2 protein-coding genes (1 of these 2 running past the window's edge) are annotated in these 18,759 nt (G+C 73.0%); both read left to right on the top strand.

Annotated features, from left to right (window positions below; genetic code table 11):
- On the top strand, window positions 1–5,128 hold the final stretch of the coding sequence (locus tag KEG38_RS47460) for a type I polyketide synthase (RefSeq protein WP_272427524.1). Its footprint begins 14,753 nt before the window's first position; 5,128 of the gene's 19,881 nt are visible here — the last part of the coding sequence; the start codon falls outside the window, past its left edge; it ends in the stop codon at window positions 5,126–5,128.
- Window positions 5,125–18,759: a non-ribosomal peptide synthetase gene (locus KEG38_RS47455; protein WP_272427523.1), complete on the top strand. Its 13,635-nt coding sequence runs from the start codon at window positions 5,125–5,127 to the stop codon at window positions 18,757–18,759. The genes KEG38_RS47460 and KEG38_RS47455 overlap by 4 nt, the downstream gene beginning before the upstream one ends.

The following is an 18,759-nucleotide window of genomic DNA, read 5'->3' as shown; positions in this document are numbered from 1 at the left end:
GCGCGAGGCCGAGAGCCTCGATCCGCAGCAGCGTCTCTTGCTCGAGATCGCGTGGGAAGCGCTGGAGGACGCCGGACAGCGGCCGGAGGCGCTCTCGGGCACCGCGACGGGCGTCTACGTCGGCTTCAACTCGCTCGACTACCAGCACCGGTTGATCCTGCGGGGCACCTCCGACGTCGACGCGTACACCGCCCTCGGCAACCAGCTGAGCACCGCGAGCGGCCGGATCTCGTACACGCTCGGGTTGCAGGGGCCGAGCATCTCCGTGGACACGGCGTGCTCCTCGTCGCTGGTCTCGATCGCGCTGGCGTGCCAGGGGCTGCGCGCGGGGGACTGCGATGTGGCGATCGCGGGTGGGGTCACGCTCCTGCTGTCGCCCTACACGATGGCGTTGGTGGCGGGGACCCAGGCCCTGTCCCCGGATGGTCGCTGCAAGACGCTGGACTCGCGGGCGAACGGCTTCGTCCGCGGCGAGGGCTGCGGGCTTTTGGTGCTCAAGCGGCTGTCGGACGCACGGCGCGACGGCGACCACATCCGCGCCGTGATCGAGGGCTGGGCGGTGAACCAGGACGGGCGATCGGCCGGTCTGACCGCCCCCAACGTGCTCTCGCAGCAGGCGCTGCTCCGCACGGCGCTTTCGCGCGCGCGTGTGTCGTCCGACGAGGTGGGCTACGTGGAGATGCACGGCACGGGGACGCCGCTGGGCGATCCGATCGAGGCGGCCGCGCTCCGCGAGGTGATCGGCGGGCCGCGGGCCGATGGCTCGCCGTGCGTGCTCGGCGCGGTGAAGACGAACCTCGGGCACCTCGAGGCCGCCGCGGGAGTCGCCGGGCTGATGAAGGTGGTGCTCTCGCTCGAGCACGAGGTGATCCCGAAGAACCTGCACTTCCGGACGCTGAACCCGAGCATCTCGTTCGAGGGCACGCCCTTCGCGATCCCGACCGAGGCGGTGCCCTTTCGGCGCAGCGACCGGCGCCGTGTGGCCGGCGTGAGCTCGTTCGGGATCAGCGGGACCAACGCGCACGTGGTGCTCGCGGAGGTGCCGGCCGTGACGGCGGCGCCGACGAAAGCGAAGGCTCAGCCGGAGCTTTTGGTGCTGTCGGCCCGGAGCATGGCGGCGCTGGAAGCACAGGCGGGACGGCTTTCGGCACACCTCGGGGCGCATCCCGAGCTACAGCTCGGCGACGTGGCGTTCAGCCTGGCGACCACGCGCAGCGAGCTGCCGCATCGGCTCGCGGTGGTGGCGACCGCGCGCGAGGCGCTCGCGGAGTCGTTGTCCGCGGTGGCGCGAGGCGCGTCGCCGGCGGGCGTCTCGCGCGGGCGCCTCGGCGCCGGCGGGCCGGGCCGCGTGGTGTTCGTGTTCCCGGGTCAGGGCGCGCAGTGGATCGGCATGGGCCGGATGCTCCTGACCGAGGAGCCGGTCTTCCGCGACGCGCTAATGGCGTGCGATCGGGCGATCCGGGCCGAGGCGGGGTGGTCGGTGCTTGCGGAGCTCGGCGCCGACGAGGCGGGCTCGAAGCTGAGCCAGATCGACGTGGTGCAGCCGCTCCTGTTCGCGATCCAGGTGGGGCTCGCCGCGTTGTGGCGGTCGCGCGGCATCGAACCGGCGGTGGTGATCGGCCACAGCATGGGCGAGGTCGCGGCCGCGCACGTGGCGGGCGCGCTGTCGCTCGAGGACGCCGCGGCGGTCATCTGCCGGCGCAGCCGGCTGCTCCGGCGGATCAGCGGGCGGGGAGAGATGGCGGTCGTGGAGCTGCCCGCGGCCGAGGCCGAGGCGGCGCTTTCGGGATACCAGGATCGGCTGAGCGTGGCGGCGAGCAACGGCCCACGCTCGACGGTGGTGGCAGGCGATCCGGGTGCGCTGGGCGAGGTGATGGCGGCGCTGGAGGCACGGGGCGTGTTCTGCCGGCGCGTGAAGGTGGACGTGGCCAGCCACAGCCCGCAGGTGGACGGGCTGCGCGAGGAGTTGGTCGCGGACCTGTCCGGTCTCACGCCGCGCCGTTCGACGGTGCCGATGCGTTCGACGGTGACCGGGGCGGCGGTGGAGGGACAGGAGCTCCTGGCCTCCTACTGGGCCGACAACTTGCGGCTGCCGGTGCGGTTCATCGAGGTCGTGCAGGCCCTGCTCGCGGACGGCCACGGGCTGTTCGTGGAGGTGAGCCCGCATCCCATTCTGGTGCCGGCGATCGAGGAGCTGCTCCACGCGACGGCGCGGCAGGGCCTGGCGGTGGGCTCGTTGCGCCGCGGCCAGGACGAGCGCGCGGCGATGCTCGAGGCGCTGGGCGCGCTGTGGGCGCGAGGTCACGTCGTGGCCTGGGATCGGCTGTTCGACGCCGGTCACCGGCGCGTGCCGTTGCCGACCTACGCGTGGCAACGAGAGCGGCACTGGATCGAGGCGGAAGCCGGCTCCGAGGCGAGCCGCGGCGGTCGTGGCCACGCGGGCGGCCACCCGCTCCTGGGCGAGCGTCAGACGCTCTCGATCCAGCCAGGGACCAGCCTCTGGGAGACGACCCTGAGCGCCCGGCGTTTGCCGTGGCTCCACGATCACCGGATCCATGGCGTGGCCGTGTTCCCGGGCGCGGCGTTCCTGGAGATGGCGCTCTGCGCGGAGGTCGTCGGCCAAGGTCCCTGCGAGCTCGCCGGCGTGGCGCTGTCGCACGCCCTGGCGTTCTCGGACGACGCGGCGGTGACGGTGCAGATGGTGACGACCGGCGAGCCCGCCGGCCTGCGGTTCCAGATCGCGAGCCAAGTGCCGGGCGCGGAGCGCGGCTCGTGGCAGGTGCACTGCCGAGGCGCGCTCAACCGGACCCCGCGCGCCGAGGCGCCGGCGAGGCTCGACCTGGAGGCGCTGCGCGCTCGACTTGAGGTCGACGCACCGATCGCGACCTTCTACGCGGAGCTCGCCGCGCGGGGGGTGCAGTACGGTCCGGCGTTCCAGGGGCTCGTGGAGCTCTGGCGTGGGGAGGACGAAGCGCTCGGGCGCGTCCTGCTCCCCGAGGCAGCCGGGTCGCCGGCGGCCTACCGGCTGCACCCGGCGCTGCTGGATGCCTGTCTGCAGGTGGGCAGCCCGCGGGACGGCGAGCGGGCGCCGTGGGTGCCGGTCGAGGTGGGCGCGCTGCGGCTGTGGCGCCGGCCGACGGGGGAGCTGTGGTGTCATGCGAGGAGTCGCGTGGTGTCCGAAGGCCGGCGGAGCCTCGACCTCCGGATCGCGGATAGCGCGGGGGTCGTGGTCGCGGAGATCTCTGGCCTCATCAGTCAGCGGCTCGCCGAGGAGCGCCGCCCGCGCGAGGCCGAGGACGAAGGGTTCCTCGAGCTCGACTGGGAGCGCGCCGCGGTGCCCGCGCCCGCACGCGCGGCGGGCCGGTGGCTCCTGCTCGGCGGAGGCGAGCTCGGCGAAAGGGCGCGCGCGGCGCTCGAGGCCGCGGGACACCTGGCCGTGCACGCGGCGATCCCCGAGGACGCCGCGGGTGCGCGCGCGCTTTTCGGGGCGGCGTTCGGCGGGCAGCTCCCCACGGGGGTGGTGCACCTGGGCAACCTCGAGGCGGGCGGCGAGCTCGACACCGACGCGATCGAGACGGCGCTTGCGTGCGGCTGCGATAGCGTGCTCGCCACGGTGAAGGCGCTGGCCGCGGCTGCCGATCGAGACCTGCCGCGCCTGTGGCTCGTGACCCGAGGTGCGCAGCCGCTCGGCGGCGGCTCCCGGCATCGGGTGGCAGCCGCGCAGGCGATGGCGCTGGGGCTGGGCCGCGTCATCGCGGCGGAGCACACGCGCTTGCGTTGTGCCCGGGTCGACCTCGATCCGGACCGCCCCGCGGGGGAGATCGACGCCGTGCTAGCGGAGCTCCTGGCCGACGACGCCGAGGACGAGGTGGCGTGGCGCGGCGGCGAGCGCCACGTGGCGCGGCTTTCGCGCCGATCGCTCGAGCGACGGCGCGTGCAGGACCTGCCGGCAGGCGCGCGCGTCCGCCGAGACGGTAGCTACCTGGTGACCGGCGGCCTGGGCGGGCTGGGGCTCTCCGTCGCCGGATGGCTGGCGGAGCAGGGCGCCGGCCACCTGGTGCTGGTGGGGCGATCCGGGGCGACGACCCCGGCGCAGCAGGCCGCCGTGGCGGCGCTCGAGGCGAAGGGCGCGCGCGTGACGGTGGCCCGCGCGGACGTCGCCGATCGGGCGGCGCTCGAGCGGGTGCTGCGCGAGATCGACGCGTCCGGACTGCCGCTCCGCGGCGTCGTCCACGCCGCGGGCGTCCTCGACGACGGGCTGCTCCTGCAGCAGACGCCCGCGCGGTTTCGCACGGTGATGGCGTCCAAGGTCCGGGGCGCCTTGCACCTGCACGCGCTGACGCGCGAGCTTTCGCTGTCCTTCTTCGTGATGTACGCATCGGCCGCCGGGCTCCTGGGCACGCCGGGGCAGGGCAACTACGCCGCGGCCAACACGTTCCTCGACGCGCTTTCGCACCACCGGCGGGCGCTCGGGCTCCCGGCGCTCAGCATCGACTGGGGCGCGTTCTCCGAGGCGGGCCTGGCGGCGGCGCAGGCGAACCGCGGCGAGCGGCTGGCCGCCGGCGGGGTCCGGAACCTGACCCTCGACGAGGGCCTCGCGGTGCTGGCCCGCCTGCTCGAGAGCGACCATGCGCAGATCGGCGTCGTCCCGCTCGACGTGTCGCGGTGGGCAGACCTCCACCCGGCGGTGGCCTCATCGCGGCTCTGGTCGCGGCTCCGGTCCACCGGCCGGGAGGGCGCCGAGGCGCACGCGGAGGAGCGCGCGCTGCTCGATCGACTGACGATGGCCGGACCCGCCGAGCGGACCGCGCTGGTGCAGGCGGTGCTCCGCGCGCAGGTCTCGCAGGTGCTGCGCATCCCGGAGGAACGGCTCGACCTGGACGAGCCGCTCACCAGCCTCGGGATGGACTCGTTGATGGGCCTCGAGCTGCGCCATCGCCTGGAGGCGCGGTTCGGCATCCAGCTCTCCGCCACCTTGCTGTGGCGATATCCCACGGCCTCGGCGATCGGGGAGCACCTCCTCGAAGAGCGCCTCCGGGTCGCGGTGCAGTTGCAGTCGCCCGCATCACCTCCGGGCACGCCGAGCTCGGCGGCAGACGACGACGAACAAGAAGAGGGAATACTGTGAACGTCAAGGAGATCCTGCTCACCGCCGAAGCCCGTGGCGTGGCGCTGCGTGTCGACGGCGAGAACCTGGTGTTCAAGGCGCCCAAGGGGGCGCTGACGCCGGAGCTCCGGCAGGCGATCGCCGATCGCAAGATGGAGATCATCTCCTTCCTGCGAGGCGGCGACGTCCCCGCCAGAGCGCCGATCCCTCGCGCATCGGCGCCGGAGACGGAGCCGGCCCCCGTCTCGGCCGGTCAGGCGCGGCTCTGGTTCCTCGATCGGCTGGTGCCCGGGAGCGCGCTCTACAACGTTCACGTCGAGCTGCGCATGAAGGGCGCGCTCGCTCGCGTCGCGCTCAAGGCGAGCCTTTCCGCGGTCGCGGAGCGACACGCGATGCTGAGGGCCACGTTCCCCGAGCTGGACGGGCGGCCGAGCCTCGTCAGCGGCCCGCACGCCGGCCCTCGCGCCTGGGAGCTGCCGGTCATCGATCTGCGCGCCGTCCCCGCGGGCGATCGAGAGGCGGAGCTCTCGCGGTGCGCGGCCGAGCGCGCCGCGATTCCGTTCGATCTCGCCCGCGGGCCGCTCGTGCGAACGACCCTGGTCGCGCTCGGCGACGAGGACCACGTCCTCTTCCTCGATCTGCACCACATCATCACCGATGGGTGGTCGGTCGGCGTCCTGCTCCGCGATCTGGCCGAGCTCTACGCGAGCATTCGCGCGGAGCGGCCCGCCCGCCTCCCCGCGCTGCCGGTTCGCTACACGGACTTCTGCCGGTGGCAAGAGGAGGCGCTCCAGGGCGAGGCCCTCCAGCGGTCCACGGCGTGGTGGAAGCAGACCCTCGCGGGGCTGCCGCGGCTCGAGCTCCCGACGTCGCGGACGGCGGCGCGAGGCCCGAGCCACGCCGGCGACGCGTACACGTTCACGCTCCCGGCGGAGCTGATCGCGGCCCTCAAGGAGCTGGCCCGCCGCGAGTCCTGCACGCTGTACGCGGTGCTGCTCGCGGCGTGGGCGTCGCTGCTGCACCGCTACTCGCAGCAGGTGGACTTCGGGATCGGCACGGTCGCGGCGGCGCGCGAGCGGCCGGAGCTGCGCGAGCTCTTCGGCTTCTTCGCGAACACGCTCGTGCTGCGGTGCGATCTGTCGGGCGATCCGGATGGCGTGACCTTGCTGCGCCGGCTGCGCGGCATCGTCGGGGCCGCGCTCGAGCACCAGGCCGTGCCCTTCGACCGGATCGTGAACGCTGTCGGCGCCGAGCGCGGCCGCGATCTCACGCCGCTGTTCCGGGCCAGCTTCGTGTTCGAGAACACGCCGCTGCCGGAGCTCGCCGTCCCGGGGATGTCGTGGACCGTGGAGCTGCAGCGGCCCGACGGCGGCATCGAGGGCACGGCCAAGTTCGAGCTCGGCCTCACGATGCGGGAGGAGAGCGAGCAGATCGCCGCGACGATCGAGTACGCGACCGATCTCTTCGACGCCTGGGCGATCGAGCGCATGGCCGGGCACCTCTGCGTGCTGGCCGAGGGCCTCGCGGCCGACCCCGGCCGGCGGATCTCGGAGCTGCCGCTGCTCACCGCCGCGGAGCGGCGCGAGCTTTCGACGTGGAACGAGACGGCGATGGAGGTCCCGCGCGATCGCTGCGTCCACGAGCTGTTCGAGGCCCAGGTCGCGCGGACGCCCGACGCCGTGGCGGTGGTCTTCGAGGACCGAGCGCTCACCTATCGAGCGCTGGACGAGCGCGCGAACCAACTGGCGCACCACCTCCGGTCGCTGGGGGTCGGGCCGGAGGTCCTGGTCGGGCTGTGCGTGGAGCGATCCGCGGAGATGGTGGTGGGCGTGCTCGGGATCCTCAAGGCGGGCGGCGCTTACGTGCCGCTCGACCCCAGGTACCCGGCCGATCGCCTGGCGTTCATGATCGACGACGCCCGGGTTTCGGTGTTGCTCACCGAGGCGCGAAGCTCCCGCCCCGCGCCGGCGTGCGCGGCGCGCGTGGTGCGGATCGACGTCGACGCGGCCGCGATCGCGGCGTGGCCGGTGACGGCGCCGTCACCGCTGGCGACCGCGGATCACCTCTCCAACGTCATCTACACCTCGGGCTCGACCGGCAGGCCCAAGGGCGTCGCGCTGCTCCACCGGGCCATGGTCAACGTGCTCCACGCCACGGCCGCGCGGCACGGGATCGCGGCGTCCGATCACCTGCTCGCCGTGAACAACATCTCGTTCGACTTCGCAGGGCTGGACATCTTCCTGCCGCTCATGGCGGGCGCGCGGCTGGAGATCGCGCCTCGCGAGCTCGCGCTCGACGGCGCCGCGCTCGCCCGCCGGCTCGACGAATCGTCGACGATCACGCTCATGCAGGCCACGCCCGCGACCTGGCAGATGCTGGTCGACGCGGGCTGGAAAGGCCGTCCCTCCTTCCGGCTCGTGGCCGGTGGAGAGGCCGTGTCGCGGGAGCTCTGCGATCGCCTCGTCGCGCGTGCCGGGGCGGTGTGGAACATCTACGGGCCCACCGAGACGACGATCTTCTCGTGCACGCAGAAGCTCGACGCGACGGACGGACCGGTGCTGATCGGCCCGGCGATCGCCAACACGCGGCTCCACGTGCTCGATCCTCGCGGCGCGCCCGTGCCGGTGGGGGTGACGGGGGAGCTGTTCATCGGCGGCGCCGGGCTCGCGCGCGGGTACCTCGGGCGCCCGGGGCTGACGGCGGAACGGTTTGTCCCCGATCCGTTCTCGCCTGGCGAGCGGCTCTACCGCACCGGCGATCTCGTCCGCTTCCGGCCTGACGGCGCCCTCGAGTTCCTCGGGCGCGCCGATCACCAGGTGAAGATCCGGGGCCACCGGATCGAGCTCGGCGAGATCGAGGCCGCGCTCTCGGCCCACCCGGACGTGCGCTCGTGCGTGGTGGTGCCGCAGGACATCGCGGGCGACCGGCGCCTCGTGGCGTACGTGGTGCTCGGCGAGCCCAACCCTTCGCAGCGCGCGCTGCGGGACCACCTGAAGGCCACGCTGCCGGACTTCATGGTGCCGTCGGCGTTCGTCGTCCTTCCCGCGCTGCCGATGTCGCCCAACGGCAAGGTGGACCGGCTCCGCCTGCCGGCCCCGACCGTGGATCGTGACGAGGCGGCGGAGCCGCCGGCCGCGGAGGAGTCCGAGCTGGAGCGGACGATCCGCGAGATCTGGCAGGACGTCCTCGGGGTCCCGTCGGTGGGCCTCACCGACAACTTCTTCGACGCAGGCGGACACTCGCTGCTCCTGACCCGGGTCCGCGCGCGGTTGCAGCAGGCGCTCGGGCGCGAGCTCACGATCGTCGAGCTGTTCGAGCACCCGACGATCGCCGCGCTCGCCAGCCACCTCGCACCACTCCCGGCCGCCACCGGCGAGATCGCGGGGTTGCCGCCGCTCGAGCTCGATCCTGACGCCCGCTATCAGCCGTTCGAGCTCACGCCGCTCCAGCTCGCGTACTGGGTAGGCCGCGGTTCGTTCTACGAGCTCGGCGGGGTCGCGGCTCACGCGTACGCCGAGCTCGATCTGCGCGGGCTCGACGTGGCGCGCCTCGAGCGCGCGCTCGACAAGGTGATCTCGCGCCACGACATGCTGCGCGCGGTGATCGACGCCGATGGCCGGCAGGTTGTGCTCGCCGAGGTGCCGCGGTTCACGATCGAGCTCGTCGAGCCGCCGAGCGAGGCGCGGCTCCTCGAGCTGCGCGAGGCGATGTCGCACCGCGTGATGCCGGCGGATCGCTGGCCGCTGTTCGAGCTCTGCGCGGCGCGCCTCGGCGAGGGGGTGGTCCGGCTGTTCATCGGCCTGGATGCGTTGATCGCCGACATGCACAGCATCCAGGTGATCTTGCAGGAGGTGGTGCGCTGTTACAGCGACGAGGCCACCGAGCTCGCACCCCTCGCGCTCACGTTCCGGGACTGTGTCCGGTGGTCTGCGGAGGCCCGGAGCAGCGAGCGCGGCGAGCGCGACTGGGCGTACTGGCGCGACCGGGCGGGCACGCTGCCGCCCGGGCCGGAGCTGCCGCTCGCGGTGCCCCCCGAGGCGATCGGCGTGCCGCGCTTCGAGCACCACGCGCGAAGGCTCGATGCCGCGACGTGGAGCGCGCTCGAGGCACGCACGACGCGGCACGGGCTGACCCCGTCGAACGTCCTGCTCGCCGCGTTCAGTGAGGTGCTCGGGGCGTACAGCCGGTCGCCGCACTTCACGGTCAACCTCACGTACTTCAACCGGCCGCCGGTGCACGCCGAGATCGGCCAAATTGTGGGCGACTTCACGTCGGTGCTGCTCGTCGAGGTCGACCTCACCGGCGGCACGAGCTTCCTCGAGCGGGCGCGCCGGCAGCAGCACCGGTTGCTCGAGAGCATGGACCACGCGCTGGTCAGCGGCGTGGACGTGATGCGCGAGCTCGCGCGCCAGCGGGGTGCGAAGGCCGCGCGGTTTCCAGTCGTGTTCACCAGCGGCCTGGGGGTCGGCGAGCTGCTCGGCGATGAGGTCATGTCGGGCGTCGAGCTCGCCTCCGAGCCGTACGGGATCGCCCAGACGCCGCAGGTCTGGTTCGATCATCAGGTGTTCGAGCTGCGCGGCGAGCTGCAGATCAACTGGGACGTCGTCGCCGGCCTGTTCCCCGCCGGGATGATCGACGTGATGATCGACGCGTACCTCGATCTGATCCGCGCGCTGGCCGAGCGCGACGAGGCGTGGACGGCGCCGGACCTTTTGGCGACCCCGCGGCGCGAGCGCGAGCGCTTCGCCGCGATCAACGCGACGGCCGGCGCGACCGGGGACGGGCTGCTCCACGACTTGATCGAGGCGCAGGCCGGGCGCTGTCCGGACGCACTCGCGGTGGTCGACGCCGAGCGCCGGCTCACGTATCGCGAGCTTGTGAGCCTCGGGCGGCGGCTCGGCCGGGAGCTTCGCGCGCACGAGGTGGCGCGCGACGAGCTGGTCGCGATCGTGATGGACAAGGGCTGGGAGCAGGTCGTGGGCGCGCTCGGCGTGCTGCACGGCGGCGGTGCGTACCTGCCGATCGCGGCGGAGCTGCCGGAGGCGCGGCGGGACGAGCTGCTTGCGCAGGGCGGGGTGCGCATCGTGCTGACGCAGCGGCGGCACGCCGGTGCGGTGTGGCCGGCGGGGATCACGGTGATCACGATCGGCGAGGAGGAGCCGTGGATGGCGCACGACGCCGGCCCGCTTTCGCCGCTGCGCGCGCCGTCCGATCTGGCGTACGTGATCTTCACGTCCGGATCGACCGGGCGGCCGAAGGGGGTCGCGATCGAGCACCGGAGCGCGCTCAACACGATCCTGGACGTCAACGAGCAGTACGCCGTGGGGCCCGCGGATCGGGTGTTCGGGCTGTCGTCGATGTCGTTCGATCTGTCGGTGTGGGACGTGTTCGGGGTGCTCGGGGCGGGGGGCACGCTGGTGTTGCCCGAGCCCGGGACGCTGCGCGATCCCGAGCGGTGGCTCTCGTGGCTGCGGGACGAGGGCGTGACGATCTGGAACTCGGTGCCCGCGCTCCTCGAGATGCTGGTGGAGCACGCCGAGGCGCTGCCGGGGACGCTGCGGCTCGCGCTGCTCTCGGGGGACTGGATTCCGGTGACGCTGCCCGATCGCGTGCGCGCGCGCGCGCCCGGCTGCCGGGTGGTGAGCCTGGGCGGCGCGACCGAGGCGTCGATCTGGTCGATCTGGTATCCGATCGATCAGGTCGATCCGAGCTGGGTGAGCATCCCGTACGGCCGGCCGATGCGGAACCAGACGTTCCACGTGCTGGACGAGCGGCTGCATCCGCGGCCGGTCGGGGTGGCCGGTGAGCTCTACATCGGCGGCATTGGGCTGGCGCGTGGCTACTACGGGGATCCGGTGCAGACGGCGGAGCGGTTCGTGACGCACCCGATGACGGGCGAGCGGCTGTACCGGACGGGGGATCTGGGGCGCTGGCAGCCGGAGGGCACGATCGAGTTCCTCGGCCGGCAGGACCACCAGGTGAAGATCGGCGGCTACCGGATCGAGCTCGGCGAGATCGAGCATCACCTGCTGCAGCATCCGCAGATTCGGCGCGCGCTCGTGGATGCGCGGGGAGATCGCCACGCGCGGCGGCTGGTCGCGTACGTGGAGCCGGGCGACGAGCAGCGGCTGGTCCCCGAGGCGGTGCAGCGTTGGCTCGCCGAGCGGCTGCCGGGCTACATGGTGCCCGCGCAGTTGCAGGTCCTGTCCGCGCTGCCGCTGACGTCGAACGGCAAGGTGGATCGCGCGGCGCTGGCCGCGCTCGACCTCGGCGAGGCGAAGGTCGAGCCCGGCACCAAGGCGCAGGCTCCTGGCCAGGGGCACGCCCGGCACAAGCTCGAGGCAGGATTCGCGTTCGACGCGGCGAGCGGGGTGCTCGACCTCCCGCCCGCGACGCTGGCGTCGCCGTGGCCGCGCAAGAGCTACCGCACGTTCGAGGGCGAGGCGCCGCGCGCCGACGCCCTCCACCAGATCGCGACGACGGCGCCCCAGCGCTCCGGCGCCGCGGGCGCGCTCGATCGCGAGCTCGTCGGTGGGCTCCTCGCGGTGCTCGCGCCGGTGGCGTCCGACCGCGATCCGTTTCCGAAGTATCGCTACGCCTCGGCGGGCAGCCTCTACGCCGTCCACGCGATCGTCGACGTCCCTGACGGGATCGCGGGGCTCGCGCGCGGGCGCTACGGCTACGATCGGGCGCGGCATTGCCTCGTGGCGCTCGGATCACTCGCCGCGGAGGCGCCGTTCGCCGTGCACCTCGCGGTCGAGCGAGGGCGCATCGAGGCGCGGTACGGCGAACTCGCGGAGGCGCTCGCGTGCCTCGACGGCGGGTACCTGGCCGAGCTGTTGATCGAGCGCGCCGCGGCGCTCGGGGTCGCGCTCGCGGACACGCTCGCCGCGACCGTCGCGCCGCCGGGGCTGACCCCGCTGTGCCGGCTCGGGCTCGCCGAGCCGTGTCGGCCGAGCGAGGCGCCCCCGCTCGGCACCTGGCTGGTCGTCCGTCACGACCTCGCCGAGCTGCCGCGCGGCATCTACCGGCCGGGCGCGGCGCCGGCGACCTGGGAGCGGCTCGGCACGCAGGCGCTGGCCGACGAGGACTTCCCTCTCAACGAGGCGATCGCGGCGGGGGCGCCGGCGGCGCTGCTCCTGATCGGAGCGCCCGGCCCGGAGACGCGGCATCAGGCGGGTCGCCTCGGCCAGCGCTGGATGGAGCGCGCGGCCGGGCTCGGCGTCGGGATGTGTCCTGTCGGCCGCGTGTCGCGCGGGCCGCTCGGATCCCTGCTCGAGCCCGGTCAGGAGATCGTCCATGCGCTCCTGGTCGGCGGGATCACCGCGGAGCAGGCGCGCGCCGAGCAGTCGAGCGAGATCGCGTTGACCGGCGAGGCGCCGCGCGCCGCGGCACCGCCCCGCAATCGCGACGAGCTCGCCGCGCGGATCGCCGCGATCGTCGCCGAGCGGTTGGGGGTGGCCACGGTCGAGCTCGATCGATCGCTCTTCGATCTGGGCGTAAGCTCGATCGGCATGGTCCAGATCCATCGCCGGCTGCGCGACGAGCTCGGCCTCAAGTTCCCGCTCGTCGAGCTCTTCAACCGCTCGACGATCGCGGCGCTGGTGCAGTACCTGGACCCGACGAGCCTGCACGACGACGGCGCCGCGCCGGCGTCCCCGGCCGGCGACCCCTGGGCGGACCGGCTGTCCGCCGAGCAAGAGGGGCTCTGGTTCATCCAGCACAGCGCGCCCGACCACGCCGGCTACAACGTGGCCGTCGCCCTGCGCATCGAGTCGGAGTCCGAGCATGCCCCGGTGCTCCGCCGAGCGCTGCAGGCGCTCGTCGACCGGCACGCCCCGCTGCGCACCTCGTATCCGGAGGTGGACGGCGTCCCGCGCGCGCGCGTCCACGCGGATCGCGCCGTCCCGCTCGTCGAGATCGACGCGGAGGGGCAGGGCGTGGCCGAGGTGCTGCGCGCCGCCGCCGCGGTGCAGCAGCGCCCGTTCGACCTCGCCGTGGAAGGTGCGTTCCGGGCGTGTCTCTACCGGATGGGGCCGCGCGAGTCCGTGCTGCTGCTGTGCATGCACCACATCGCCATCGACGCGTGGTCCGTGGCCGTGATGCTGCGCGAGCTGGTCCAGCTGTACGCCGCGGACGGCGGGCCGGACCCGCTGCCGAAGGTCGAGCACACCTACGAGCAGTTCGTGAGGTGGCAGCGCGATCTGCTCGCGCAGCGCGCCGACGAGCTGCGCCACGTCTGGCTCGACGAGCTCGCGGGCGCGCCGCTGGTCCTCGATCTCCCGACCGATCGTGCGCGCACCGCGGGTCGGCCGTTCCTCGTCGAGACCCGGCGGCACGTCCTGGGGGCGGCGCTGACCGACGAGCTGCGCAGGCTCGCGCAGAGCCAGCGCACGATCCTCGCCACGATCCTGCTCGCGGCCTACGAGGTCTTGCTCCACCGCTACACCGGCCAGGAGGACCTCTGCGTGGGCTTCGGCGTGACCCGGCGCGACCGGGCCGAGCTCACCGGCACCTTCGGGTACATGGTCAACCAGCTCGTCATCCGCTCGCGGCTCGACGCGAGCGATCCGCCGGACTTCCTGTCCCTGGCGCACGCGACCCGCGATCGAGTGCTGGCCGCGATGGACCGGCAGGACTACCCGTTCCCCTGGCTGGTGAAGGATCTGCTCACGAGCCGTGATCCCAGCCACGCCCCCGTGTTCCAGGCAGCGTTCGTGTTCCAGGGACAGGCGCTTCCCGCCGAGGGCGGCGACCTCATGACAGGTGCGCCCGTCCTGGCCGGCGGGGCGCGATTCTCGGTCGTCCACGCGCGCCAGGCGTCGAGCGAGCTCGATCTGCTCCTCGAGGTGATCGAGGGCAAAGGCGAGCTCACGCTCGATCTCCACTACAGCGCCGACCTGTTCGACGCCGGTACCATCGACCGACTGGCCCGGCACCTGGAGCGCCTGCTCGAGGCCGCCGTCGCCGACCCCGGCTGCTCGGTCGCTGAGCTTCCGATGCTCACCGACGACGAGCGCCAAAAGCTGCTGGTCGAGTGGAACCGGACCGATGCCCCGTTCTCGAGCGAGGCGTGTATTCACGAGCTGTTCGAGGCGCACGTCGACCGCACCCCCGATGCGCCTGCCCTCGTCGATCTGTGCGACCCGGCCGCGGGGCCCCACGGCGCTGCCGTCAGCTACCGGGAACTCGATCTGCGCGCCAACCGGATTGCCCACCGCCTGATCAAAGCCGGCGTCGGGCCCGAGGTGCGGGTGGGCGTGTACCTGCGGCGCGGGGCCGATCTGATCGCCTGCCTGCTCGGCGTCCTCAAGGCCGGCGCGGCCTTCGTGGTCCTCGACCCCGAGCACCCGCGATCACACCTCGCGTTCCTGCTCGAGGACGCCGGCGCGCCCGTGGTGCTCACCGATGCGTCCCTGCGCGCCGCGCTGCCCGAGACGCCCGCCCAATTGATCGAGATCGATCGCGAGCTCGCCGGCGAGCCCGGCTACCGGCCGCGGCGTCGCGCGACGCCGACGAGCCTCGCCTACCTCTTGTACACGTCAGGCTCGACCGGGCGGCCCAACGGCGTCCTGATCGAGCACCGCGGGCTCGTCAACGCCATCGAGGCGTTCATCCGGATCATGGAGACCGGGCCCGGCGCGCGTCACGCGCACGCGCTCTCGCTCAACTTCGACGGTGCGCTCGGTCACCTATTTACGGCGCTCTGCTCCGGCAGCGCGGTCTACCTCGCGCCCCGCGAGGGCGATCATCTGGGCGGCCTCGTCGAGCTGATGGCGCGCGAGGCCATCACGCATATCGTGCTGGTCCCCTCGGTGCTCGCGGCGCTGCCGGACGCCGAGCTGCCCGCGCTGCAGACGCTCCTCGTCGGAGGCGAGCGCTGTACGGCCGAGCTCGTCGCGCGCTGGGGGCGCCGGCGCCGGTTCATCAACGTGTACGGTCCCACCGAGGCGACGATCCTGGCCACCGCCACGCGCTGCGTGGCCGACGGGGCCACGCCGTCGATCGGCAGGCCGCTCCCCAACCTGACGACGTACGTCGTGGATCGCTTCGGCCAGCTCGCGCCGCCCGGCGTGGTCGGCGAGCTGTGGCTGGGCGGCGTGGGCGTGGCGCGTGGCTACTTCAAGCGGCCCGAGTTGACGGCGCGCAAGTTCATCGAGAGCCCGTTCGGCACCGGGCGGCTCTACCGCACCGGGGACCTCGTGCGCCTGCGCGGGGGCGATGACCGGCCGCCGGTGCTCGAGTTCGTCGGCCGCGTGGACCATCAGGTGAAGATCCGCGGCCACCGGATCGAGCTCGGGGCGGTGGAGAGCGCGCTGCGCGCGTCCTCGCAGGTGCGCGACGCCGTCGTGATCGTGCGCGAGGCCGAGGGCGCCTCGCCTCGCCTCGTGGCCTACGTGACCCCGGTCCACCCGACGCCGCCGGACGATCCTGCGCTGGGCCACCGGCATCGAGAGCTGGCCGCGGAGCTCCTCCGAGAGCTGCGCGAGGTGCTGCCGCCGTACATGGTGCCCGCGGCGCTCGTCGTGCTGCCGGCGCTACCGCTCACCCTCAACGGCAAGGTGGACGTGCGGGCGCTGCCGCCGCCGGAGCGCTCGCCGGGCGCGCAGGAGGAGCCGGCCGAGCCGCGGACCGAGGCGGAGCGGAAGCTCGCCCAGGTCTGGTGCAAGGTCCTCGGGCTCGAGCGGATCGGGATCCACGACAACTTCTTCGAGCTGGGCGGGGACTCGATCCGCAGCATCCAGGTCATCTCGCAAGCGCAGGAGCTCGGGATCGCGCTCCGCGCCGCCCAGGTCTTCGAGCACCAGACCATCGCGCAGCTCGCCGCGGCGGTGGGGACACAGGCCGCCTCGGCGGACCAGGGCGCGGTCTCCGGCCCGGTGCCGCTGACCGCGATCCAGCGCTGGTTCTTCGCGCAGGATCGCTCGGCGCCGAACCACTTCAACCAGGCATTCCTCCTCGAGACGCCTGCCGACGTGGACTCCGACCTCTTGCGGCAGGCCCTCGAGCACGTGCAATCGCACCACGACGCGCTGCGCATGCGGTTCGTGCGCAGCGGATCGTCCTGGCTCCAGGAGGGGCTTGCCTCGCAGGGCGAGGTCGCACTCGAGGTGGTGGATCTCTCGTCGCTTGCGGCCGGCGCGCAGCGCGCGGCGCTGGACCAGGTCGCGGCGCGCCTGCAAGGCAGCCTCGACCTCTCGGCCGGCCCCGTGATGCGGGCCGCGCTATTCACGTTGGGCTCGTCGGGGACCGGGACGGATCGGTCGGGCCGGCTGCTCTGGGTCATTCATCACCTGGTCGTCGACGCCGTCTCGTGGCGGGTGTTGATCCCGGATCTGTCCACGGCCTATCAGCAGCTCGCCGCGGGACAGGCCGTGCGGCTGCCGGCCAAGACGACGTCGTTCAAGCGCTGGGCGGAGCGCGTGACCGCGTACGCCCGCACCGCGGCTTTCGAGGAGGAGCGCGCGATCTTGGCGCTCGCGCCGCCGACCGCGCTCCCCGTCGATCGGCCGACCGGCCAGAACCGCAGGGAGTCGGCCGCGGAGATCGTCGTGTCCCTCTCGCCGGAGGAGACCCGCACCCTGATCGCGGACGCGCTGAGGCCGTACAACCTCGGCGTGCAGGACGTCCTCTTGACGGCCCTCGCGCGGACCGTGGCGCGCTGGACCGGCTCGCTCGACGTCTGGGTCGATCTCGAGGGGCACGGGCGCGAGGAGCTGTTCGACGACGTGGATCTGTCCCGTACCGTCGGCTGGTTCACGTCGCTGTTCCCGGTGCGCCTCCGCCTACCCGACGGCGATGACCTGGCCGCCGCGCTCGTGGCGGTCAAGGAGCAGCTCCGGGCGGTGCCGCGGCGAGGCATCGGTTATGGCCTCCTGCGCCACCTGAACGACGAGGGAGCGGCGCTGCCTTGGCCGGCGCCGCAGATCAACTTCAACTACCTGGGACACCTCGGTGGCGAGCGCGACGCCGCCGGCGGGCTTCGCCTCACGTGGGAGAGCGCGGGCCCGCGGGAGGCCGGGGGTGGGACGCGAAGCCACGTCCTCGAGGTGAACGCCGTGGTGGCCGGGGATCGCCTCGCGGTCGTCTTCGGCTACAGCCGCGATCTTCACGAGACCGCGACCGTGGAGCGGCTCGCGAGCGAGCTCGTCGAGGAGCTCGGGCGCCTGATCCGCCACGGCGCGGCGCTCGGCGCCGGCGGCTTCACGCCCAGCGACTTCCCGTTCGCCGGGCTTCTGCCCCAGGAGCTGCGCGTGGTGCTTGACCGACTCGGCGAGACCGGGCGCTCGAAGCTCGAGGCGATCTATCCGCTCACGTCGCTGCAGCGGGAGATCCTGTTCGAGACGCTGAACGCCGGATGGTCGAGGATGTACATGACGCAGGCGGCGCTCACGTTCGAGGGAGCGCTGGACGTCGCCGCGCTCCGGTCGGCCTGGGAGCAGGTCGTCCGGCGGCACCCCTTGCTGCGCAGCTGTTTCTTGTGGGACGGCCTGGCGGCGCCGGTCCAGGTGGTGCTGCGAGACGTGCCGGTGCCCTGGGACGAGCGCGACTGGCGCGGGGTGCCGGATCGAGAGGCGAGGCTCGCCGCACTCGGCGACGAGCTCGTCGCCCGCGGGCTGCCGCTCGACGCCGCTCCGATCATGCGGCTGACGCTGATCCGGACCGCCGACGAGCGCTACGAGCTGATTTACGACTCCCACCACGTGTTGACGGACGGGTGGAGCCTCGGCGTAATCCTGCGTGACCTGTTCGAGGCCTACCAGGACGCGCGGGGAGGCCGGCCCCCGGGAGTCGCCGGAGCCGGGACACGCGTGGCGGGATCGTACGACAGCTATCTCCGGTTCCTCGAGCGACAGGACCTGGAGCGCTCGAGGACGTTCTGGCACCGAGCGTTGCACGGTGTGGAGGCGCCGACCCCGCTGGTCATGGAGCGGAGCCAGCCGGCCGGTGCACGCGGCGTTTGCGTGCACCAGATCCAGCTGGATGAAGGCACGACGGCCCGGCTGCGAGCCGCGGCGGATGCCGAGCGCATCACGCTGCACACCATGCTCGATGGGGCGTGGGCGTTGCTGCTAGGCCGGAGCTCCGGTCGAAAGGACGTGCTGTTTGGCACGACGAGCTCGGGGCGTGAGGTCGGTGTTCCCGGGATCGAGGACATGGTCGGGCTCTTCATCAACGTCTTGCCGACGCGCGCCCGTATCGACGAGCGCCAGGACGTCTGGACGTGGCTGCGCCGGTTGCAGGCGGAGCAGGTGGAGGCGCGCGAGCACCAGCACCTCTCCCTGGCCGAGCTCCAGCGAGCCGCCGCGGTCCCTGCCGAGAGCCCGCTCTTTCGCACCATGGTGGTGTTCGAGAATTACCCTCTCGATCTCCGCATCCCCGGCAGTGGCGGGCTCACGGTGAAGTTGGGATTTGCAGGCGGCGGGCCTACCCACTATGCGCTGGCGGTGGTTGGCATGCCGGGCCCGGGGCTCGACATCTACATCCAGTACGACCTCGCCCGCTTTGACTCCGAGAGCATCGGCCGGCTGGCCGCGGGCCTCGAGCAGCTGCTCCGCGGAATGATCAGCACACCTGCGCCAACGCTCCGCGCATTGCTCGCGCTGCTGGGCGACGATGCTTGGCCGAGCTCGGCCTCGTCGCCGTCGTAA

The organism is Polyangium jinanense (genome assembly GCF_028435265.1).
GTDB classification, from domain to species: Bacteria; Myxococcota_A; Polyangia; order Polyangiales; family Polyangiaceae; genus Polyangium; species Polyangium jinanense.
This window is presented reverse-complemented; position numbering and strand designations above follow the sequence as displayed.